21 protein-coding genes are annotated in these 23284 nt (G+C 55.8%); 9 read left to right on the top strand and 12 right to left on the bottom strand.

All coding sequences use genetic code 11. From position 1 onward, the window contains the following. The first annotated feature begins 13 nt into the window (after positions 1-13). Complete coding sequence (locus WA429_RS14885; RefSeq protein WP_114112390.1) at positions 14-949, top strand: DUF294 nucleotidyltransferase-like domain-containing protein; 936 nt, start codon at positions 14-16, stop codon at positions 947-949. Here the strand turns inward: WA429_RS14885 and WA429_RS14880 are convergent, their stop codons facing one another. The 9 genes from WA429_RS14880 to WA429_RS14840 form a co-directional block, all read right to left on the bottom strand. Beyond that, positions 950-1333, bottom strand: a complete 384-nt coding sequence (locus WA429_RS14880; RefSeq protein ID WP_101246921.1) for a 5-carboxymethyl-2-hydroxymuconate Delta-isomerase — start codon at positions 1331-1333, stop codon at positions 950-952. It lies immediately after the preceding gene. Positions 1334-1565: 232 nt separating this feature from the next. After that, on the bottom strand, positions 1566-2861 hold the full coding sequence (gene ahcY / locus WA429_RS14875) for an adenosylhomocysteinase (RefSeq protein ID WP_101247055.1): 1296 nt from the start codon (positions 2859-2861) through the stop codon (positions 1566-1568). A 277-nt stretch (positions 2862-3138) separates the two neighbouring features. Beyond that, entirely contained in the window at positions 3139-4935 is a 1797-nt protein-coding gene (gene ptsP / locus WA429_RS14870; protein ID WP_228195040.1) for a phosphoenolpyruvate--protein phosphotransferase, read from the bottom strand. A gap of 82 nt (positions 4936-5017) precedes the next feature. After that, the gene (locus tag WA429_RS14865) at positions 5018-5293 is read right to left on the bottom strand and encodes an HPr family phosphocarrier protein (RefSeq protein WP_287464739.1); all 276 of its coding nucleotides are present in this window, start codon (positions 5291-5293) and stop codon (positions 5018-5020) included. Positions 5294-5357: 64 nt separating this feature from the next. Then, the gene (locus WA429_RS14860; RefSeq protein ID WP_101246919.1) at positions 5358-5762 is read right to left on the bottom strand and encodes a PTS sugar transporter subunit IIA; all 405 of its coding nucleotides are present in this window, start codon (positions 5760-5762) and stop codon (positions 5358-5360) included. Between the two features lie 19 nt (positions 5763-5781). Then, positions 5782-6714 (bottom strand): RNase adapter RapZ, encoded by a 933-nt coding sequence (gene rapZ, locus WA429_RS14855; protein ID WP_287464738.1) that lies wholly within the window; start codon positions 6712-6714, stop codon positions 5782-5784. Positions 6715-6724: 10 nt separating this feature from the next. Continuing rightward, a complete protein-coding gene (locus WA429_RS14850; protein ID WP_101247053.1) occupies positions 6725-7165 on the bottom strand; it encodes an HPr kinase/phosphorylase in 441 nt (146 codons plus the stop codon). A 110-nt stretch (positions 7166-7275) separates the two neighbouring features. After that, on the bottom strand, positions 7276-8925 hold the full coding sequence (locus WA429_RS14845) for a sensor histidine kinase (protein ID WP_258548124.1): 1650 nt from the start codon (positions 8923-8925) through the stop codon (positions 7276-7278). A gap of 89 nt (positions 8926-9014) precedes the next feature. Next, entirely contained in the window at positions 9015-9731 is a 717-nt protein-coding gene (locus WA429_RS14840) for a response regulator transcription factor (protein ID WP_101246917.1), read from the bottom strand. A gap of 256 nt (positions 9732-9987) precedes the next feature. On the opposite strand from WA429_RS14840, the gene WA429_RS14835 reads away from it, so the two are divergent. The 6 genes from WA429_RS14835 to WA429_RS14810 all read left to right on the top strand — a co-directional run bounded on the left by WA429_RS14835 (position 9988) and on the right by WA429_RS14810 (position 18620). Beyond that, a complete protein-coding gene (locus WA429_RS14835; RefSeq protein ID WP_287464736.1) occupies positions 9988-11775 on the top strand; it encodes a sensor histidine kinase in 1788 nt (595 codons plus the stop codon). Continuing rightward, positions 11772-13169, top strand: a complete 1398-nt coding sequence (locus WA429_RS14830; protein ID WP_287464735.1) for a sigma-54-dependent transcriptional regulator — start codon at positions 11772-11774, stop codon at positions 13167-13169. The genes WA429_RS14835 and WA429_RS14830 overlap by 4 nt, the downstream gene beginning before the upstream one ends. Positions 13170-13632: 463 nt before the next feature. After that, positions 13633-14598: a TAXI family TRAP transporter solute-binding subunit gene (locus tag WA429_RS14825; RefSeq protein WP_101246915.1), complete on the top strand. Its 966-nt coding sequence runs from the start codon at positions 13633-13635 to the stop codon at positions 14596-14598. Next, positions 14595-15104 (top strand): DUF1850 domain-containing protein, encoded by a 510-nt coding sequence (locus tag WA429_RS14820; RefSeq protein ID WP_101246914.1) that lies wholly within the window; start codon positions 14595-14597, stop codon positions 15102-15104. The genes WA429_RS14825 and WA429_RS14820 overlap by 4 nt, the downstream gene beginning before the upstream one ends. Before the next feature lie 5 nt (positions 15105-15109). After that, positions 15110-17125 (top strand): TRAP transporter permease, encoded by a 2016-nt coding sequence (locus WA429_RS14815; RefSeq protein WP_287464732.1) that lies wholly within the window; start codon positions 15110-15112, stop codon positions 17123-17125. A 178-nt stretch (positions 17126-17303) separates the two neighbouring features. Next, the gene (locus WA429_RS14810; RefSeq protein ID WP_287464731.1) at positions 17304-18620 is read left to right on the top strand and encodes an MFS transporter; all 1317 of its coding nucleotides are present in this window, start codon (positions 17304-17306) and stop codon (positions 18618-18620) included. A gap of 710 nt (positions 18621-19330) precedes the next feature. Here WA429_RS14810 and WA429_RS14805 read toward each other — a convergent pair. After that, entirely contained in the window at positions 19331-19513 is a 183-nt protein-coding gene (locus WA429_RS14805) for a hypothetical protein (RefSeq protein WP_101246910.1), read from the bottom strand. 140 nt (positions 19514-19653) lie between these two features. Here WA429_RS14805 and WA429_RS14800 point away from each other — a divergent pair, with 140 nt between their 5' ends. After that, the gene (locus WA429_RS14800) at positions 19654-20643 is read left to right on the top strand and encodes a LysR family transcriptional regulator (protein WP_114112277.1); all 990 of its coding nucleotides are present in this window, start codon (positions 19654-19656) and stop codon (positions 20641-20643) included. A gap of 28 nt (positions 20644-20671) precedes the next feature. On the opposite strand, the gene WA429_RS14795 is transcribed toward WA429_RS14800, so the two are convergent. Together WA429_RS14795 and fmt are read right to left on the bottom strand one after the other, a co-directional pair. Further along, positions 20672-21181 carry a GNAT family N-acetyltransferase gene (locus tag WA429_RS14795; RefSeq protein ID WP_287464730.1) on the bottom strand — a complete coding sequence of 170 codons (510 nt, stop codon included), beginning with the start codon at positions 21179-21181 and terminating at the stop codon, positions 20672-20674. Positions 21182-21231: 50 nt separating this feature from the next. Next, positions 21232-22158 carry a methionyl-tRNA formyltransferase gene (gene fmt / locus WA429_RS14790; RefSeq protein ID WP_170310208.1) on the bottom strand — a complete coding sequence of 309 codons (927 nt, stop codon included), beginning with the start codon at positions 22156-22158 and terminating at the stop codon, positions 21232-21234. Positions 22159-22263: 105 nt separating this feature from the next. Between fmt and WA429_RS14785 the strand changes: the two genes are divergently transcribed. After that, positions 22264-23238, top strand: a complete 975-nt coding sequence (locus WA429_RS14785; protein ID WP_287464729.1) for a methyltransferase type 12 — start codon at positions 22264-22266, stop codon at positions 23236-23238. The last annotated feature ends 46 nt before the right edge of the window (positions 23239-23284 follow it).

Below are 23284 nucleotides of genomic sequence, written 5' to 3'. Positions count from 1 at the left end.
GGCTGTCCCGATCTTGTTACCCGCAACCATCGCCACCAATCAGGATTACTCTGCCCGTCGCCTGGCAGAGATGCGAGATGCGTTGGGCAACCGCCTGACGGGTGATAATTTTTGTGTTGTGGTAACCGGTTCCTATGGCCGGCACGAGGCATCCGATCAATCCGATCTTGATTACTTCATCATTGGCCGCGAAGCCGAACGTGATCAGGCCCCCCATCAGGATGTCGCCGATATCCTTGGCAAAATGGTGACCCGAAAACCGGCCGTAAACGGCCCGTTTTCATCCTATGTCACCGCCGAGGAACTGGTAAATCGCATCGGTCTGGATGGCGATACCAACTCGATCACAACCCGGCGGCTGCTGTTCCTGCTGGAATGCGAATGGCTTTATAACGAAGCCGGCAAACGCAAATTCTTTGACGATCTGATCGCCAATTACGTCACCACATCAGTCACCCGGGACTCGATTGCGCGATTTCTGGTCAATGATGTGATCCGCTATTACCGGACCATCAGTGTCGATTTTGAAATCAAAACCCGCGAAGGCGACGCCAGCAAGGCCTGGGCACCACGGCGCCTGAAACTCGTCTTTTCACGAAAAATGCTTTATTTCGGCGGTATTATTGCGGCTGCTGAAACTGCGGGTCGTGATTATGCGGGGAAACGTGAAAAACTGTCGGAACTTTTACAACTTCCGCCTATTACGCGCCTGCAAACCGTGTTTGGTGAAAAAAGCCTGCCTGCGCTTGAACTTTATGACCGGTTCCTGCGCGAATTGTCCGATCCCGATGTGCGCGCGCGTCTGGACGGGGTCGGCCCGCATGATCGCAATGATGCGGAATTACGGTCGTTGCTTGATGCCGGCAAGGAATTCTCGCGCGAACTGATCAAGCTTCTCAATGACCGATACGGGCCAGATCACCCGATCCACGAAGCCCTTCTGATGTAATCAGCCGGGCACCTGTGCAACACCGGTGACATGTTTGTGGTAATTGGCCCGGTCAAGGTCATGGACCTCGACGGTAAATTGCACCGCATAATCCCCAACCAGCCATTCCAGCCGGTCGCGCAAGGCCGCAAGGGCCGCTTCGCCGGTGGCAAATTTCGCCCGTTCACTGCGCCCCGACAATAAGCGGATATCAAGATGAACCATGGCATGCCGGTCACTGCCATCGGCAATCACCACATTTTCAAGCGGTGTTATCCGGGTTTTGAAAGACCCAAGATCCGCATCGGCTTCGCGCGCGACAACATAATGAAGATCAACCGCAAGCTTGGACAACTCGTCGGCAATCGGCAGTTTGGCGGAATATTCGATTTCAAGCTGGGGCATGGATCGATTTCTCTGTGGTGGCGGAATGGCGCTGACAAGCCGGAAAGAACCGGCTCACATCAGTTCAGCTTCCCATACAATCATATAAGTCACACCCGATCCTAGAACCTTTTCAATTTGCTGTGCATCGATTTTGTTTCTGCCCGATCAGGCGTCGATCCCATGGGCATCAAACACAAAAAAGCCGGTCTGAACGAACAGACCGGCTTTGATGCAGATCGGTGATAACCGATTAGTAGCGGTAATGATCCGGCTTGAACGGACCAGCCTGCGGAACGCCGATATAATCAGCCTGTTCCTGGGACAGTTTGGTCAGTTTCACGCCAAGACGGTCAAGATGCAGGGCTGCAACTTTCTCATCAAGGTGTTTGGGCAGGACATAAACCTTGTTTTCGTAGTTCGCGTGGTTTTTCCACAGCTCGATCTGTGCCAGCACCTGGTTGGTGAAGGATGCCGACATCACAAAGCTCGGGTGACCGGTTGCGCAACCAAGGTTGACCAGACGACCTTCGGCCAGAACGATCAGACGTTTGCCATCCGGGAATTCGACTTCGTCGACCTGCGGCTTGACGTTGTCCCACTTGTAATTGCGCAGCGAACCGATCTGGATTTCGGAATCGAAGTGACCGATGTTGCAGACAATTGCGCGGTCTTTCATCGCACGCATGTGGTCAAGGGTGATGATGTCGATGTTACCGGTGGTGGTAACAAAGATATCGCCAACCGGGGCTGCGTCTTCCATGGTGGTGACTTCGTAACCTTCCATCGCGGCCTGAAGCGCGCAGATCGGATCGATTTCGGTTACCAGAACGCGGGCACCCTGGCTGCGCATAGAAGCAGCAGAACCTTTGCCCACATCGCCAAAGCCGGCAACAACCGCGATCTTGCCCGCAACCATCACGTCGGTTGCGCGCTTGATGCCATCAACAAGCGACTCACGGCAGCCATAAAGGTTGTCGAACTTCGACTTGGTGACCGAGTCATTGACGTTGATCGCCGGAACCTTGAGCGTGCCTTTTTTCGCCATTTCATACAGGCGATGCACACCGGTGGTGGTTTCTTCCGACAGACCTTTGATGTCTTCGAGAAGTTCCGGATACTTGTCATGGATCAGCTGGGTAACGTCGCCACCATCATCAAGAATAAGGTTCGGCTTCCAGCCGTTCGGACCGGAAATGGTCTGCTCGATGCACCACCAGAATTCTTCCTCGGTTTCGCCTTTCCATGCGAAGACCGGAATTTCAGCAGCCGCAATCGCCGCAGCAGCCTGATCCTGGGTCGAGAAGATGTTGCACGACGACCAGCGAACTTCAGCACCAAGTGCCGTCAGCGTCTCGATCAGAACTGCGGTCTGGATGGTCATGTGCAGGCAGCCGACGATGCGTGCGCCAGCAAGCGGTTTTGCATTGCCATACTCTTCGCGCAGCGCCATCAGGCCCGGCATTTCGGTTTCGGCAATCGCGATTTCCTTGCGGCCCCACGAGGCCAGCGAAATGTCCGCGACCTTGTAATCGGTAAAGTTCGACATGTCGTCTCCAATCAAACAGGAATGGCGCATCCGCCAAAGACTTCTGGTCTTGCCGATACGCCGAGAAATTCTGTTGCGATCACTTCCCTGACCGCGATGGGTCACATATAAAGATTTCTTTATATCGTTTTCAAGTCTTTTTTTGCCCAAACACGCAACATGCATCGCGCAAACGGCAACGCGCCGCCGAAATCCGCCGGATTGCCGTGCAAATTGACTTGGGTGTCCACTATGTCGGGATGATTGTCTGTTTGGGCAAGACCGGCCGGCCGTGCAATCAGGCCAGATCGTTAAAATCGTCAAGCATCATGGCGATCCGCGCCGAATCCCATTGTTCCATGACCCGATTGGCCTGATGGTGGGAATTTCGGGTATCAAGCCGGCGCAGCCGCTGTTTGACCGGCAACAGATTGACCGGCGACATCGAAAGATTGCGCAACCCGAACCCGATGAAAAGCGGGACATAGCGCGGATCACCGGCCATTTCCCCACAAACACTGACCGGAATGTCGCGTTCGCCTGCCACCCGGATCACATCCCGGATCAGGCGCAGCACAGCCGGATTAAGCGGATCGTAAAGACCCGCGACCTGATCATCGGTCCGATCGATCGCAAGGGTATATTGCGTCAAGTCATTGGTCCCGATCGCAAAGAAATCGCATTCCCGCGACAGGGTATCAATGGCGATCGCCGCGGCCGGAATTTCGATCATTGCGCCCAGCGGTGGCAAGGCTTCGGGGATGGCATGCCCCTCCTTGCGCAGGCGTTTGGCCACGGATTCATATATCTGGCGCGCCCGGGTCATTTCATGCACCCCAACCACCATCGGGATCAGAACCCGCACCGGTCCATGCAGCGACGCCCGCAAGATGGCGGCAAACTGCACTTCAAGAAGTTCCGATTTCCGAAGCGACAACCGGATACCGCGCAAACCAAGGGCCGGATTTGGCCCCGATGCGATTTCCGACTGCAAGGCGACGGCCAGCTTTTCCCCCCCGATATCAAGGGTGCGGATCGTCACCGGCTTGCCGTCCATCCGCTTTACGATATCGGCCAGTTCTTCGTATTGCTCATCCTCGTCGGGCAGATAATCCTTGTTCATGAACATGAATTCACTGCGCAAAAGCCCGATGCCCGTGGCCCCGTTTTCAAGGGCGGCCGAAAGTTCGATCGGCAATTCGATATTGGCATGAAGATCAATATCCACCCCGTCACGGGTCGCCGATGGCACATCACGAAGGGCAGCAAGCTTGTCACGTGCCGCCAGCCAGTCAGCACGACGCTGACTGTAATGTTCGATATCGGCGTCCGTCGGCGACAGAATGACTTCGCCGCGCCCGCCATCGACAATGATCTGATCCCCGCCAGATACCCCACGAATGATATCAGCCGCCCCGAGAACCGCCGGAATACCAAGGGATCGCGCCATGATCGCGGTATGCCCCTCGGCCCCACCAAGGGCCGTGACAAAGGCGGTCATTTGTCCGGGTTCAAACCGTGCCATATCGGCCGGGCTGACATCTTCTGCAATCAGGATCGCCCCCTTGGGTGCCTTGTCCACCGCCCGGTCGGTTTCCCCCATCAGACAGCGCATCAGACGCAGGCCTACCTCGCGGATATCGGTGGCGCGTGCGGCGATGTAGCGATCATCCATGCCCGAAAACTGGGTCGCGATGGCGTCGATCACTTCGCTGACCGCATGCACCGCATTAAGGCGGCGCGACACAATCAGTTCTTCTGCCCCGCGCACCAGACGCGACTGGGTCAGCATGTGGATATAGGCATCCAGAAGGAAGCCGAGCTCCTCGGAGGCGGCACTGTCGGCGGTCGATGATTGGGATTTCAGCCGTTTCAGCTGATCGATACTTTCGCCAACACCGTCATGCAGACGTTTGCATTCGGCCTGAATGGCGTCTTCGGCGACCGGTTTGCGGCTGATCTGGATATATTGCCGGTCCAGAACAAATGCCCGACCAATCACAATTCCGCCCGATGCGCCCAGCCCGGTAATGACGCGGCGTGCGCCGGTTGCGTGATCGTCGGTGATGGTTGTGTCTTTTGGCGGAACTTGCAAACCTGGGGTCAGAACCTGTTCTTGTTGTTTTCCCGAAAGTCAGAAGTCTTGGTTTCAGAAATCTTGGGTATTGCCGGTCGGCTTATTCTTCGTCGAACTTTGCATCGACCAGTTCGTTCAGGGCCTCGATCGCCTTGGCGGCGTCCGGTCCGGTGGCTTCGACTTCGATCTCGGTGCCGATCGATGCCGCAAGCATCATAAGCCCCATGATCGATACGCCCGAAACTTCGGTGCCGCGATTGCGGACCATGATGCTGGATTCAAATTCACCAGCCAGTTTAACAAATTTCGCCGCCGCCCGCGCGTGCAATCCGCGCTGGTTGCTGATCGTAAGGATTCGTTTTTCCTTTTGCGCCATCTATGTCCCCGCCAGCCGGATGCTTGATCGCGATACATCCGACCTTCTTATTTTTGTTGCTGACTTATTCCTCGCCGCTTAGCAGACGCGACGCGACGTTGATATATTTGCGTCCGGCATCCTGGGCCGCATTTACCGTCTCGGCCAGTGTCCCGTCGATGCGAACAGATGCCAGTTTGATCAACAAAGGTAAATTTACCCCTGCGATAACTTCGACATTTGCCTGTTCCATGATGGAAATCGCCAGATTGGACGGAGTCCCGCCAAACATGTCAGTCAAAAGGACAACCCCCTTGCCGCTATCGACCTTTTCGACGCTGGCAAGAATGTCCGAACGGCGTTGTTCCATGTCGTCATCGGGTCCGATACAGACCGCTTCGACATTTTCCTGCTCGCCAACGACGTGCTGCAAGGCAGATACGAACTCTTTCGCGAGATCGCCATGGGTGACCAGCACCATCCCGATCATGCAGTTTTCTCCATTTTAGTCACTCCCCCGATGTCGGTTCATCTGGCTTGTCTCGATGTCCGAGATGTGTGTCATATCCCAGATCGGCAATCCAGTCATTGAGTATCCGCGCGATATAAACCGAACGATGTTGTCCACCCGTACATCCGATCGCAATGGTCAGATAGCTTTTCCCTTCTTGCGCATAGCGCGGCAAAATCGGCTCCAGCATTGCCTTCAAACGGGTGATGAACCCTGCGAAGTCCGGGTCTTCTTCAATATATTTGCCCACCCGGTCATTCATCCCGGTCAAAAGGCGAAGCTCGGGATCATAATGCGGGTTGCGCAGAAAGCGAACGTCAAAAACCAGATCGGCTTCTGCCGGCACGCCCTGACGGAACGAAAAGCTTTTGACAAAAATCGCCATGCCTTCGTTTTCGCCAATGTCGAACTGGTCCTGAAGGATCTTGCGAAGTTCGGCCGATTTCATTCTGGATGTGTCGATCCGCATGTCCGCCGTCGCCGCAATCGGCGCCATCAGGCGTTTTTCATGCTCGATCGCATCCACCAGCGGCCGGTCGTGGCTTAACGGATGGGGACGCCGCGTCTCGGTGAAGCGGCGCTGCAATACCGATGTCTCGGCATCGACATAGATCATCAACGGTTCCATGCTGGTCTGTTTGCGCAAACGTCCGACAATGTCGACAAACTGGTCGACGCCGAAATCACGGGTACGGATATCCAGCCCGATGGCAATCGGGCGGTCGGGGCGGCAATCGCTTGGCACCAGTGCCGACAACATCCGAAGCGGCAGGTTATCGACCGCATCAAACCCGAAATCTTCAAGAATCTTAAGGGTGGTCGTCCGACCGGCCCCCGATACACCGGTGACCAGAACAAGACCGCTTTTGCCATCAAAACTGCCAAGCGCGGTTTGCAGGTCATCAGACGATTTGACAGGCGTTTTCTGCAAAACAGAGTCCTTAAGCTTCAAGTCGCATTTCACCGGTCGCAACTGCCAGCGCGACCCTGATCTTGGCATCAAGTGCCCGATCGGTTGCACATAATGTCCAACGCGGGACAGTTATGCCACAAATCTCTTCGGCAGTGCAGTGCGGCATTCTTTCAACCTGGGTTGCGTCCGCCACCAGATCAATCAGAACCCTGACATCGCCTTCGGCGGCAATCGGCAATCCGCGTACAATGCCGATGCCGCGCACTTCGCACAACCCGGCAATCGTTGATGGCGCTGTTGCGATCAAACGTCCGTCACGCGCAACAAGGTCCGTCCGATCATCCGAAATCAGACAGCCCCCCGCATCAATCAGGCGCAAGGAAATACTGGATTTTCCCGAACCGGACGGCCCGCGCAATAACAGCGCATGGGCACCGATCTGGACACAGTTTGCATGAAGTTGGGACATAATGGGAAAACGATGCGGGGCCGGGCGTTTGTTGTCAAACACCAAACAAGCGGATCGGGTGCAACCTGACCTTCCGCATAAGCGTTTGGCGGTTTCTGACCGGAAAAATCTTATTCCAGCGGCAGGCGAATGGTGAATATCGCGCCCTTGACCGCATCATCAACCACCCGATTCTGTGCGCTCAGTTCGCCGTTATGGGCGGAAATGATCCGCTTGGAAATCGAAAGACCAAGCCCCGAATGCTGCCCGAATTTCTCGGTCGATGGCCGCTCGGTATAGAAGCGGTCAAAGATCGCCTCTTCCTTGCCCGGCGGAATGCCCGGCCCGTCATCTTCGATCGTGATTACCGCCCAATCCTTGTCACGCCATGCCCGCACACGGACTTCGCCGCCTTCGGGGCTGAAGGTGATGGCGTTTGAAATCAGGTTTCTGAACACCTGGGTCAACCGGCTTTCAAGGGCGGGAACATTCAGATCTTCGGGCACAGATACCCGAATGCGCGGGCCGCTCGGATCGGCATTGTAAAGTTCACCCAGCGTCTGCAACAGAACCCGAAGATCAACCTCTTCGCTTTCGGCACGCGACAATTCGGCATCCATGCGCGAATAGTCGGAAATATCACTGATAAGTCGGTCAAGACGCTGCACGTCTTCGGCAATGATTTCCATCAGACGGCGTTGGCGTTCCGGATCTTTAAGCCGGGTGGCCGTTTCCACCGCACTGCGCAGCGACGTCAGCGGGTTTTTGATTTCATGCGCGACATCGGCGGCAAACCGTTCAATCGCATCCATACGATCCCAAAGCGTTTCGGTCATATCACGAAGGGTGGTCGAAAGATCACCGATTTCATCGCGCCGGTCCGAAAGATCGGGGATGGTGAACTGGCGGTTTTTGCTGCGCCGGACCCGTTCGGCGGCGCGCGCCAGACGATTAAGCGGACGGGTAATCACCCCGGCCAGATAAATCGACAGCAACACCGTGATGCCAAAGGCAAACACAAAGATTTTCAGGATATCAAGCCGCACCGCATGCAGGGCACTTTCGATCTGCTCGCCGCTTTTGGTCAGCATCACCGATGCCAGCACCTGCTTGAACCGTGCCACCGGCACCGATACGGACAAAATGCGCCGCCCCTGGCTGTCAACCCGGACCACGCCGCGCGAATAGCCGGCAAGGGCAGCACGCACTTCCGGATAATCGGCCGCACTGGCAACCGGCGGATCAACATAAAGCGGCAAGGGTTGCTCGCCTTCAAACAGGGTCAAAAGACCGTCTGTCAGTTTGCGCATGATTTCGGCAAAGGCATCTTCATCGCCCGGTGCGGGCAATTCTTCGGCCTGAATGGTGCCCGCGCCAAAGGACTGGATATTGCGGCTATCGGCCATCAATTTGCCGTTGGTGGCAAAAAGCCGCGTCCGCGCGCCGGTAATCCCGACCAGACGGCGCACCATTTCGCGTGCGACTTCAAGTTTCACCCGGTTGGTTGCATCATCTTCGGAACTGACGGCCGATGTCGAAAGCGCAGCAGCATACATTTCGGCCTGTACGGCCATCGCTTCAAGCTCGGAATGAATGAGTTCCTGCTTGTAGCGGCCGAGATACAAAATCCCCGCCACCAAGACAAACAGCGCCAGCGCATTCACGGCAAGAATGCGCCAGGTCAACGGGGAAAACAGCCCGTGGCGTTCCTCTATGCGTGCCGTCCGTGTTTCGGACTGGCTTGTCGTCTGGTCCTGATCGCCAGCGCTTTGATCTCTCATTCAAACCTGCGTAACTGGCCCGTCATGGTCGGGCCGGCAAAAATGACAGATGCCGGAACATATTTGTCCCGGCACCATAATTCGTCTGATCAACCTGCAACAGTGGCAGAGTCGCGATACCGGTACCCGACGCCATACAGCGTTTCGATTTCCTTGAATTCCTTGTCGGTTTCGCGGAACTTCTTGCGCAGGCGCTTGATGTGGCTGTCAATCGTGCGGTCATCAACATAGATATGCTCGCCATAGGCCGCATCGATCAGCTGGTCACGGTTTTTCACATGGCCCGGATGTTTCGCAAGTGCCTGGATCAACAGGAACTCGGTCACGGTCAGGTTCACATGCTGGCCTTTCCAGCTGCACATGTGACGCGACGGATCAAGAACCAGATCCCCACGCTGCAACACATCATCCGACCCGTTCGGGCGTACACCGCCTGCGCGCATGATTTCCGAACGGCGCAACAATGTGCGGATACGTTCAATCAGCAGACGCTGGGAAAACGGCTTCTTGATATAATCGTCTGCCCCCATGCGAAGACCGGTCAGTTCATCAACCTCGTCATCTTTCGATGTCAGGAAAATGACCGGCATTTCGGTCTTCTTGCGCAGATGGGTCAGAAGCTCCAATCCGTCCATGCGCGGCATCTTGATATCAAGCACGGCAAGATCCGGTTCTTCCTTGGTCAGGGCATGCAGCGCCTCCGAACCATCCGAATATGTCAGAACCTCATAACCCTCTTCTTCCAGGGCCATGGAAACAGACGTCAGGATATTACGGTCGTCATCAACAAGTGCGATCTTACTCACCTGGACCTCGTCATCTGGACAGATACAATTTGCGGGCCGAAACCCAATTCAGTTTTGCGACTATACAATTTACATTCCAATGTGGCGAAAAAATAACCGCTTGCGGCATAATTAAGGCCTATCGAATACACGCACAGCAATCACCGCGATTTACCTGTATTTGTTGACTTTACGCCAACCCGCCCAATAACAATCACCATCCCGGGGTCAATTCGCCAATCCATCGGAAACGCGCGACACGGAAATTTGATCCCTGATGCTGTCGGAGGCCGCAATTTTTTACTGGTTACGCAATTTCAGCCGCGCAAGCCTGACCTTCGCAGGCACGGTGATTTCGGCCCTGGTGGTGTGGCTTGCCGTCAGTTCGACCGGCAATCTGACGATCCGCGAACTTGAAACCACAGGACAGGCGCGCCTTGCCCTTTATGACAGTTCCCTGCGCGCGGCAATCGACCGGTATCGTTATCTGCCCTATGTCGTGGCCCGACATCATCAGGTGATCGATGCGATCTCCGATCCGCAATCAGCCCAGATTGCCAATTTCTATCTTGAACGGGTCAATGACCGGTCCGGGGCGGCGGCCCTTTATGTTCTCGACAAAACCGGCATGACCGTTGCCTCAAGCAACTGGAACACGCCCGACAGCTTCGTTGGCGAGGATTATTCATTCCGCCCCTATTTCAGTCAGGCAATCGCCGGCAACGAGGGATTCTTTTTTGGCATCGGGGTCACCACCGGGCGGGCCGGCCTGTTCATTTCCAATTCCATTCGCCAGAATGGCGCGGTTATCGGGGTTGTTGTCGTCAAACTCGAACTCGATGAACTTGAAATGAACTGGCAGGAAGGCGGCGAAACCGTCTTCGTTGCCGATGCCGATGGCGTCATCACCCTGACCAGTCGTGGCGACTGGAAATACCGGACCCTGTCGCCCCTTTCGGATGCCGATCGCGCGCGCATCGTGCGCAACCGCCAATATTCCGGCCGTGATCTGACATCGCTTAATGTCGGACAGCAACTTGCCAAGGGTTCGGGCATTGTCACCATCAGTTCCCAGCGTTTCCTGTTTGACAGCAAACCGATCCGCGGCAGTGACTGGCGCATCTATTATCTGACCTCGATGGATCAGGTCACCGACCGTCAGGCCGCCGTCATGCTGATTGCCATTATCGGCGGGGGGATGATTGTGCTGGTCATCCTGTTCTTGCGCGAACGCGAACTGAAACTGGCATCCCAGCGCGAAGCCCGCGAATTCGAACGCATTCAGGCACTCAACACCCGGCTGGAAGAAGAAATCAACGAACGCCGCAGGACCGAAGAAGAACTGCGCGGCACCCAGAATGAACTGGTTCAGGCCGGAAAACTGGCCGCCCTGGGTCAGATGTCGGCGGCCATCGCCCATGAAATCAATCAGCCGATTGCCGCCATCCGGACATTCTGCGCCAGTGCCAAACTGATGATCGAACGCGGCAAGACCGATCAGCTTGATCAGAATATCGGCCAGATTTCATCACTGACCGAACGCATGGGGGCGATCACCGGACAGCTCAAGACATTCTCGCGCAAATCAACCGGCGTGCTGGAGGCCGTCGATCTCAAGATCGCGCTGAACAACGCCTTGCAACTTCTCAGCCCGCAACTCGATTCTGAGAACTGCACGCTCGAACGCCACGAACCCGAAACACCGCTTTTTGTCCATGCCGATCTGGTCCGTATCGAACAGATTTGCGTCAACATCATCCGCAATGCGCTCGATGCCATGGAAAACAGTTCGGTCAAACGCATCCGCATCGATCTGACCAGCAACCGCAGCGATGTCGTCATGCGCATTACCGATACCGGACCGGGCATGAATGACGAAACGCTGTCGCTGCTTTTTGATCCGTTCTTCACCACCAAGGACCCGGGCCAAGGTGTGGGATTGGGACTTTCGGTAACTTATGGCATTGTGCGGGACTTTGGCGGCACCATCAAAGCCTATAACACCACCACCGGCGGTGCCTGTTTTGAAGTTCGATTGCCGTTGCTCAGGGACAAGAAAACGTGACGTCATCAGATCAGACCCAGGATCAATTCGCAAAACCGCACATCATCATTGTCGATGATGATGCCGCCATGCGCATGGCGCTGTCGCAATGGCTGGAACTGTCTGATTTCGATGTCACCGTCTATGAGGACGCCCGCGAAGCCCTGCGCGATATCCGCCCGGATTTTGCCGGGGTCATCCTGACCGATGTGAAGATGCCCAAACTCGATGGCATCACCTTTACCCGATCGGTGCTGTCAGCCGATTCCGATATTCCCGTCATCCTGATGACAGGCCATGGCGATGTCCCCATGGCGGTCGAGGCCATGAAAAGCGGCGCCTATGACTTTGTCGAGAAACCGTTCGAACCCAAAGACATTGTCGAAAGCCTCGAACGTGCCATCGAAAAGCGTCGGCTGGTTCTGGAAAACCGCAAGCTGCGCCAACAGATCGCCCAGCGCGGCAGTCTGGACAGTCGCCTGATCGGCAACTCTTTGCCGATGCGCGCCCTTAAGGACGAAATTGCTAATATCGCACCGACCGAAGTCCCGGTCCTGATTTCCGGCGAAACCGGCACCGGCAAGGAACTGGTTGCGCGCGCCATCCATGATCTGAGTGACCGGCGCGACGAAAAATTCGTCGCAGTAAACTGTGCCGCCATTCCCGAAAGCACTGCTGAAAGCGAACTTTTCGGCCACGAAAAGGGTGCCTTTACCGGGGCGGTCAGTCAGCGGGTCGGCTGGATCGAACATGCAATCGGCGGCACGCTTTTCCTTGATGAAATATCAAGCATGCCACTTGCCCTTCAGGCCAAATTGCTGCGCGTGATCGAACAGCGCGAAGTCGTTCGCGTCGGCTCAAACGCCCCGGTAAAGGTCGATTTCCGGCTGATCTGTGCCACCAACGAAGATCTGGTCGAAGCCGTCTCAGCACGGAAATTCCGCGAAGATCTGCTGTTTCGCATCAATACTTTTGAACTGGCCATCGCCCCCTTGCGCGATCGCAAGGATGACGTGGCCCTGCTGTTTGATATCTTTGCCGAACGCGCCGCCGAACGGTTTGAACGCCCCTATGAACGTCTGGGGCCGGTCCTGATCGGGCAACTTAAATCCCATGACTGGTCGGGCAATGTCCGCGAATTGAAAAACATGGCCGAACGCTATGTCCTTCTGGTCGGAAGCCCTGAGGAAAGGTTCAAGCGCCTGTTCAAGGCCGGATTTGAGAAAACATCACGATTGCCCGGTGACCTTGCCCTGGCCGATCAGCTGCGTGATTTCGAAGAACGCGTTATCCGCGATGCCCTTGATCGCCATGACGGCAATATCAAGTCGGTGATGGAAGAACTCGACATCCCGCGCCGGACCCTGAACGAGAAGATGAAAAAGCTCAATATCCGCCGCGAAAAGCCGATCTGAGCCTCCGGTCCATCGGCAAGAATCCGCCGATTGATTCCGGCATATCGGCAAGATTATGCCGATTTGTCAAAAAACTGCAAAATAAGCATTTGATTTTAAATAGTATTTTTTATTTCTGTTTTGGCATACTCATTGCACATTCGAGTACCAAAATGATAAAATGATCGAAATACAGGGAGGAGACCACACAACCAGCCCCGTCCGGGGTGACGGAATGGTTGTTTTCAAATCAACTCTCTTGGACGATTTCAGCGGCCCGCATCAAACGCCCTGCCCGCAGGTGGCGTTGACGGAAACCGGAACCCGATCGGGAATCTGCCCGACGGATTTTTGTCCGGCCAGTTCGCGAAATCCAAGAATAACAGGCCATGACAATTGGCCGGTCAAGAACGTGAAGAACCGATTTCTAAAGCGATCTTTGATTAATTGGACGTAAAGAGTGTTAACCCTAGGGAGGACTACCATGAAGCTACGTACTCTGCTTTCAGCAGCAGCCGCAGCCATGATGCTGACCGCTATTCCTGCTTCAGCACAGCAGCTTTCAATTGCAACCGGTGGTACCGGCGGCACCTATTATCCGTATGGCGGTGGTCTCGCAGAACTGATCACCAAATACATCGACGGCACCAGTGCTGTTGCCGAAGTTACCGGCGCATCTGTTGAAAACATGGGTCTGATCGCCCGTGGTGACAGTGATATCGCCATCGGTCTGGCCGACACCGTTTATGCGGGCTACACCGGCACCGGCAAATTCGAAGGCCGTACCCTTGATAACGTTCGTGCTCTGGCATCGATCTATCCGAACGCGGTTCAGATCGTCACCATGGCTGACAGCGGCATCAACGGTCTTGCCGATCTTAAAGGCAAACGCGTTTCTGTTGGCGCACCGGGTTCGGGTACCGAAGTTTCGGCCAAAACCCTGCTCGAAGCCAATGGCATCACCTATGATGACATCGAAGAACAGCGCCTGAACTTCAACGAAACCGCTGACGCCCTTCGTGATGGCGACATCGATGCCGGTTTCTGGAGCGTCGGCCCGCCCACCAGTTCGATCCTGAACCTCGCAACCACCCGCGACATCAAGCTGATCGCTCTGACCGACGAGGAAATCCTCGCTGCTCTTGACGCAGAACCGACCTTTGCACCGTACGCCCTGCGTACCGGCGTTTACGAAGGCGTCACCGCACCGGTCAACACCATCTCGACCCCGAACGTTCTGTTCGTGAATGCCGATATGGATGAAGAACTGGCTTATCAGATCACCAAGACCCTGTTTGAAAAGGTCGACGAACTGATCGCCATTCACCCGGCTGCCAACGACACCACCGTTGACTTTGCTCTGAACTCGACTCCGATTCCGATGCATCCGGGCGCACTGCGTTACTACGAAGAGACCGGCAACCCGATTCCGCCGCAGCTCTATCCATGATTTCCAAAAAGTTCGGGCGGCCTTTACTGGCCGCCCTTCTTCTCTCGATCACGGCCTGTGCTGGTCCCGCCAGCCATCAGGAAGTCAAACCCGGCACAACCGTCGACCATCTTGAAGTCATCGGTGCCGACGGATCGGTTCTTGCGCGGACCGATATTGCACGTCAAACCGGATGGTGCCTTTACTGGAACCATTCTGTTACCGGTGATGGCGTGATCGACTGTTACGTAGACGATCTTGGCAAGATGGTTCTTCATCGCGCCTATCAACCCGACTTCGCAGCGGGACTGGGACATTTTCCCGGTCGCGGCATTCTGACCAGCGCCGAAGGCGGGGGATACTGGATCGAAGATATTGACGAACCCGTGCCTGGCAATGCCTATGTGCTGCGCGTCGGGTCGCTTGCGGTTAACCATCGTATCGTCACAACCGATGGTGACGAAATCTATCTTTCAAAGATGGCTGAACATACACGTGTCACCATCCGCCTTGATTCCGGGGAATAAGTTTAATGTCTGAACCGGCACCGCTTCCGTCCATGACGGACAAACTGCCACAGCCCAAACTGGTTGTGCTGGCAATTTCGATTGTTGCAGTCGCACTCTCCTTGTTCCAGATGTATGGCGCAGGGATCGAGCCGCTTGGTTTGTTCTACCAACGCAGCATCCATCTTGCCTTCGTCATGTTCCTGGCCTTCCTGATGTTCCCGGTTTTCGGCAGCAACAAGAAGCGCGGCGTGCTTGGTTGGGCGATTGATCTTGCCTTTCTGGCCGGTGCCTTCACCACAGGCTTCTATCTTTCCTTCTATCTGGACGAAATCATCAACCGCGCCGGTTTCTGGAGCAGCTCGGACCTGATCATTGGCGTGATCGCCACCATCACGGTCCTCGAAGCAAGCCGCCGCGCTGTTGGTCTTGGCATGACGATCATCGGGATTGTCGCCATCGTCTATGCCCTGTCGGGTCCGCGCGGTGCGCTGCCGTGGCTTGGCGAATGGCTACCCGGCATCCTGTCCCATCGCGGTGCGGATATTGATCGTCTTGTCGGTCAGCTCTATCTCGGTCAGGAAGGCATCTATGGCCTGCCGATGGGGGTTGCGGCGACCTATATCTTCATGTTCGTTCTGTTCGGTGCCTTCCTTGAAGTCACCGGTGCGGGCAAATTCTTTATCGATATGGCCTATGCCGCGACTGGCAAAAAGGCCGGTGGCCCGGCAAAGGCCGCTGTTCTGGCATCGGCCGGCATGGGATCGATCAGCGGATCGGCAATTGCCAACGTGGTCACCACCGGTGCCTTTACCATTCCGCTGATGAAGCGCCTTGGCTATCGCCCGGCACAGGCCGGCGGCGTCGAAGCCGCGGCATCCACAGGCGGTCAGATTACCCCGCCGCTGATGGGTGCCGGTGCGTTCCTGATTTCCGAATATACCCAGGTGCCCTATCTCGATATCGTCATGATCTCGATCTTCCCGGCGATCCTGTATCTTGGCACCGTCTATCTGTTCGTGCACATCGTTGCGCTGAAAAACGGCATGCGCGGCATGCCGGCATCCGAACTGCCCGACTGGCGTCAGGTCCTTAAGGAAGGCTGGCAGTTCATTCTGCCGCTGGGCATCCTGATTTATCTGCTCGTGCTCAATATCTCGCCGATGCGGGTGGGCTTCTGGGCCATTCTGTCAGTCATGGCGGTTGCCGCCCTGCGCTATGTGCTGTGGTACCTCTTTGTCGCTCCGCAAAACGGGGTGAAGCCAAGTCACGATGGCCTGAAACAGGCAATCAAAAAAGGCATCGCAATCACCATTGCCGCCCTTGAACTCGGTGCCAAAAACGCCGTTGCCGTTTCGATGGCCTGTGCGGTTGCCGGCATCATTGTCGGGGTTGTCGGTCTGACCGGCCTTGGCCTGAAATTCTCCTCGATGATGATCGCGTTTTCGGGCGGCAACATCGTTCTGGCACTGGTTCTGGTTCTGATTGCCAGCCTGATCCTCGGGATGGGCCTGCCGGTAACGGCGTCCTATATCGTTCTGATCGTTCTGGTTGGCCCGGCACTTTCGAACGAGTTCGGCATTCCGCTGCTGATCGCCCATCTCGTGGTCTTCTGGTACTCGCAGGACAGTAACGTTACACCGCCCATTGCGCTGGCCGGGTTTGCGGGGGCGGCGATTGCCAACGCCAATCCCATGGAAACCAGCATCCAGGCATGGAAATTCGCCAAGGGTCTCTATCTGATCCCGGCCTTCATGGTCTTCAATCCGGAAATCATCGAAGGGGGCTCGATCCAGATCGTTCTGTGGACCGGCTTTACCGCCATCCTGTGTCTGGTGGCCTTTGCCGCGGCTCTTGAAGGATACCTGTTCGATCATATGGATGTCATTTCACGCATCCTGATCGTTCCGGCCACCGTCGGTGTCTTCTATCCCGATCTCAAGGCCGAGATTGCCGGCACCGTCGTGCTTCTGATCGTCCTTGGCCTGAACTGGTGGAAAAGCAAAAAGAACGGCCCGACACCAAGCGTCGCGGCCAGCTGATCCGGCCTGATCCAAAACACTACAGAAAAGCCCGCAACATCTTGTTGCGGGCTTTTCTTTTGGCATATCCACCCTACCCGACCGGGCAGTAGACCCGGGTAGATTGAATCGATACAGTAATACTCATACAAATAAATCGGTTCCTGAACGCCCCTGTAACTCCGGACACCCGCCTTCCATGCAGTTCATCCTTCTGCTGCGCCAGGCCCCAAGGCAGCTTGCCTTTGGCGCATTGCACAGTTTCGGCTCATCTTTCGGTCAGACCTTTCTGGTGGCCCTTTTCGTTCCGTTCATTTCGGGCAGTCTTGGCCTGAACGAAACCGAATTTGCCAATATCTATGCCGGGATCACGATTGGCAGTGCGCTCTGTTTGCCGGTTGTCGGGCGCTGGATCGACAAGGTCGACATCCTTTCCTACAGCCTTGCGACCATGGCGCTGCTTGCACTTGGCTGTGTGATGATCTCGCTTGCCGGCAATGTCTGGATGCTGATTGCCGCCCTGTTTGTCCTGCGTCTCGCCGGTCAGGGCTTGATGACCCATGTCAGCATGACCGGCATCGCGCGCTATTTCACCAAACATCGCGGCCGGGCGCTTGCGGTTGCCAGTTTCGGCTTTCCTCTGGCGGAGGCCATCCTGCCTGCCACCCTGCTTGCCCTGATTGCGGCTTTTGGCTGGCGCTATACCTATGCCGGGTCGGCGCTATTTATCATCATTGTTCTGGTGCCCGTCGCCTTTTTGCTGATCCGGCGCGATCAGAAATTCCGCGCGGTTCCGACCCGCAGTTCCAAAACTGCCGCAAAACAGGCATCCGACTCCGCCCGCCCGACGGATACCACCACCCATGCCACCACCGACAGCACACCCGACCAGTCATCGCCAACTGACCCCGAACATCCCCGGCTGTTCAGATCGCTTTATGTCTGGTTCTGTATGCCGATGCTCGCCGCACCACCATTGATCATGACCGCCCTGTTTTTCCATCAGGGTGCTATTTCCACCCACAAGGGCATTGAACTTGGCTGGTTTGCCGCGGGCTTTACCGTTTTTGCCGTGACATCGGTTCTGGGCGCTTTTGGCAGTGGCCCGCTGATTGACAAACATTCCGCACGCCGTCTGTTTCCATGGCATCTGATCCCGATGATGGCGGGCATCATTGTTCTGGCAATCAGCCATCAGCCCTTTGTCATTCTGATTTATATGGGGCTTGTCGGCATTACGGTCGGCTTTGCCACCACCCTGCGCACCGCCATCATTCCCGAACTGGTGCCGCTTGATGAAATCGGCGCGGTACGCAGTACCCTTACCGCGGTCATGGTTCTGGCCTCGGCCATGGGACCGGCGATCTATGGCTGGATGTTTGCCGCCGATATTTCAATCGAAGTGATGCTGACAGCCACCCTGATCGTCATGGCCGTGATCAGCGTGCTGTCATGGCTGTCCGAACGTCCGGGCTTTTACGTGCCGCCGGGCATCAGTCCACAGGACTCGCATTGATAAAAAACATCCGATGTGACGGTGGGTGCGTTTGGCATCGTAATCGGCATCATAATCGGGATTGTATTTGATGCCACATTCGGCACCGCATTTGACGCCATGTTGAACGTGGCGGGCTACCGGATCCGTCAACATCAAAAGGATCGCCCGTAACCAGATATCCGGCTGCTGATGCCACATGCGCTGCTAGCACGGCTTTGGCACCTTGTTTACCGGTACTGCGCTTGCCGGTACGACGATTCTGGCACCACAACGCCTGATCGCGCATTTACCGGCGCCGCGATCTTGATCCCACGACTTCTCATACCGGGCCCGTGATCCCAAGCCTGTGATCCCGAGCCTTTGATACCAAGACTTTTGATACTGAGGCTCCGGTACCGAGATCCTGCTGCAGCACCCCCTGATCCCGCACACCTGAAACCACAAAACGACCGATGCTGACGGCCCGGACCACGCCAACCAGACCAAAACCGGCCCCAAAAAAAACGGACAAGATCGTTTGATCATCGCCATTTCGCACGGCCGGGCACAAATCGGTCGGATGCCGTTTGGCCAAAAAAATGGCCCGGATCACAAAGGTGACCGGGCCAGTCGGGAAAACAGCGTCAAATAGGGAGGAAGACGCTAGATAGAAATCGGTAGTCCAACAAACGGGAGCACCTCTTGGGGAGGAAACTCAATCGGCGCTCGACCGTTTGTATCTCGTCAGATTAGGCAGCACCGCCAACGGTACCAGCCGGATGCTTGATGTCGGATGCCTTGTCCGAACCTTTGAACAGGTTGCGGAAGAAGGAACCTACGAACTCAGCGCGCAGCTGCTGACCTTTACGTACACCTGCTTCGATTTCGGTGGTGGAGATGTAACGGGTGGTGATTTCTTCGTAAGTGGCCATCTTGACCTCCTAAATATTTCGTTCGTTGCGACGCCGTGTCGCTCTCGATGAACTCAATCTAATTTTCTTTACTGGGAAAGAGAATTAGCTCAATATGCACATTACTTGTGAATGATCGTCATAAATAGGAAGTCCGAGATATGGATCGTGCCGCGGAAATGGAAATTTTTGTCCATGCAGTTGAAGAAGGCAGCTTCTCAGCAGCAGCAAGGACAATGCGTCTGTCACCATCAGCCGTGTCGAAATACATTTCCCGTCTGGAAGACCGGCTGGGCGCACGTCTGTTGATGCGCACCACCCGTCAGCTCAGCCTGACCGAGGAAGGCCGGGCCTTTTATGAACGGGCGCGCACCATCCTTAATGAAATCGAAGAAGCCGAAGAAGTCGTTACCCAGCTTTATGCTGCCCCGCGCGGGACGCTTCGCATTAACGCATCGGTGGCCTTTACCAAGATGCAGGTGGTGCCCCTGATCCCGGAATTTCTGGCCCGCTATCCCGATGTGCGGATCGAGCTGACCCTTGATGACAAATTCACCGATCTGGTCAACGATGGCTATGATCTGGCCATTCGCCTGTCCGCGCTGGAAGATTCATCCCTGATCGCGCGCAAATATGCGGTCAACCGCCGCATGATTGTTGCCAGCCCGGAATATCTCGAAAAGAACGGTATCCCGCGCAAACCCCAGGATCTCGAAAACCATAACTGTCTGCATCTGTCATCGCGCGAAAGCTTCAACGACTGGCACTTTGAAACACCTGATGGTCACGTGGCCTTCCGCGCACAGGGATCATTTTCGGCCAATGACGGTGACGTGCTCCATGAAGCAGTCCTTGCCGGTCTTGGCATGGCGCGTCTGGCCGAATATCTGGTTCACGAAGATATCCGGGCCGGTCGCCTGACGCCGGTTCTGACCGAATATGTGCATGATCAGGCCTGGATTTCCGCGGTGTATCCGCACAAACGCCACCTGTCGCCCAAGGTCCGCGCCTTTGTCGATTTCCTGGCTGAAAAATTCACGCCTGTCCCGCCGTGGGAGCTTGGCTATCGCGATGCCCGTTCGGTGCGACGCAGCCCGGATGCCTCAGACAGCACCGCCGACAACCGCCCGACCGAATCCGCTGATCAGTAACCGCAATGCGCATGTCGGGGATATCCCCCTAAAACGACAGCGCCTTCTGATAGGCGCCAAAGTCGAACCGGAACTGATATTCCGAAGACGCACTCAGATCATCAAGAATGCGGCTTTCGCCTGTGCGCGCAAAGCCGCATTTTTCATAGAACCGATGCCCGGCTTCAAACCGTGTATCGGTCCAGAGCATCACGGTCGCGCAATCAGGATGGGTCTGGCCCAGCCACGCCAGCGCCTTGGCCATCAGTTTTTGCGCCATGCCCCGACCGCGGGTGTCACGATGCAGATAGACCTTGTGAAGTTCGGCTTCTTTTGCCTGCGCGTCATATTTGATCCCGAAACAGCCAAGAACCCGGTTGTCGGGATCAACCGCAACCCAGATACGCCCGTCCGAGGATTTGAAATCATCGGCAATCGCATCAAGTTCCGGGAATTCACGCGCACGGTCATAGACACAGCCGGGATATTCCGCAAACACCCCCTCGATCAGGGTGCCAATCGCGTCACCGTCACTGTTAAAGGCTGGGCGAATCGTCAAATCGCTGGCTGCTGATTGTCCGCCTTGCGGCTTTGCGACATCGCGCCCCATCAGCCCAGAACCACGCCCTTGGCCAGCTTGTCATAACCGCGCAGCACCGCATCGGTATCCATCGCCGCCTTGCCCGGGCGCTGAATACGGGTCGGGCGCAGGGCCCCGCTGCCACACCCGATGGTAAGCGCATCATCAAGGATTTCACCCACCGGGCCGGACTGGTCCGTCACTTCGGCGGCCTGCACCTTGATCCGTTCCTTGCCTAGTTCGAAATAGGCCCCCGGCCACGGGGTAAAGGCACGGATTTTCCGTTCCAGACTTGCCGCATCATCGGCAAAATCAAGCTTGGCCTCGGCACGTTCGAGTTTCGCGGCATAGGTCACGCCCTCTTCGGGCTGTTTGGTGGCAACCAGCTCACCTTTCGGAAGCTTTTCAAGCGCCTCGACAATCATTTCCCCGCCAAGGGCAGCCAGATCATCATGCAGTGCATTGGCATAGGTTTCGCCCGTGATCGGGATATCGCGGATCAGCAACATGTCGCCGGTATCAAGCCCGACATCCATCTGCATGATGGTGACACCTGTGGCATCATCGCCCGCCAGAATAGCCCGCTGGATCGGGGCTGCCCCACGCCAGCGCGGCAACAGGGACGCATGGATGTTCAGGCACCCGTATTTCGGCGCATCCAGAATGGCTTTGGGCAGGATCAGCCCATAGGCCGCCACCACCGCCACATCAAGATCAAGATCGGCAAAGGCCTGCTTTTCCGCATCCGACTTAAGCGATACGGGATGGCGGACTTCAATACCCTGATCCGCCGCCCAGGCATGTACCGGGCTTGGCGTTTCCTTGTGCCCGCGCCCGGCCGGGCGCGGCGGCTGTGAATAGACGCAAACAACATCATGCCCCGCCGCCACCAGATCCTTAAGCGCCACAAGGGCAAAGTCCGGGGTTCCCATAAAGGCAATGCGCAGCTTGGTCATATCGTCACGTCCATTCATCAAAGGATCAGGCATTCATCACAAGATCGGGGCAAGACCGTTGGTCTTTGTACTTCCAAGCCGGCAATTTGGCGCTATCTTGGCAAAATGACAAGCCAAGCCTTACCCCAACCGCACAAATACCCGGTCAATCATATCTGGCATGCTGACTGGAGCATCTCGGCCACAGCCCGCTGGGTCGCCAAGGCCCGCCGGGTCACTGGTGGCTGGCAGATATATGCGATCGAACCGGTCGGGATGTTGAACCAGTTTCTCGGCACCCTTGCCGATCACGGGCATAAGAATACCCTTTGGCTTGGCCTTGATATGCCCGTTGGCTTTGCTGATTACTGGTTTGTTGGCGCGAATATTCAAAACTTCAAATCCATATTGAAAAACGGATTGACCGGATCCCTCGAATATTTCTCAACGGTCTGCGAACGCCCGGATCAAATCACCTATCATCGGCCGTTTTATCCCAGATCATCCGGGCCAAAGGGCAGTGTCAAACGCGACCACCTTGTCACCGCCCTTGGCCTTTCACGATTTGATGACCTTCATCGGCGCTGCGAACGCGCCACCAATGATCGTGCTGCCGCCTGCCCGTCCTTCTGGACCCTTGGCGCCAATCAGGTCGGCAAGGGAATGCTCCATGGTCTTGAACATCTGATCATTCCCGGTGCGCGTCTTGGTTTCAATATCTGGCCGTTTGACGGTGATCTTGCCACCTGTTGCCAGCATCCTGGCGTGACCCTGATGGAAACCTATCCAGGTGAAGTTTATGGTTGGCTTGGCATTAGTGAGTTAACTAAATCAAATCAGAAAAGTCGGGCAAAGGCCGTTGAATTTCTGATCGATTATGCAACACGTAACGCGGTTGAAATCACCCCGGCAGTCATGGCCGATTGCAAATCGGGCTTTGGCCCGGATCAGGGCAAGGATGATGCCTTTGACGCGCTGGTCGGTGTTTTGGGACTGATCCAAATTGCCGATGGCAAACGCCCCGAATATCTGCCAGATGAGCAAACCATACGCGAACGCGAAGGCTGGATGCTCGGGTTGAACCATCATAACGCTAGTTGACTACAGCGCATTTATCCAAATAGGATAATTTTTGCTTATTTAAAAC

The organism is Thalassospira sp. CH_XMU1420-2, from assembly GCF_037029325.1.
In the GTDB taxonomy this organism is placed as follows: domain Bacteria; phylum Pseudomonadota; class Alphaproteobacteria; order Rhodospirillales; family Thalassospiraceae; genus Thalassospira; species Thalassospira povalilytica.
The sequence above is the reverse complement of the archived record's forward strand: the minus strand, read 5'-3'. Positions and strand labels throughout refer to the sequence as shown.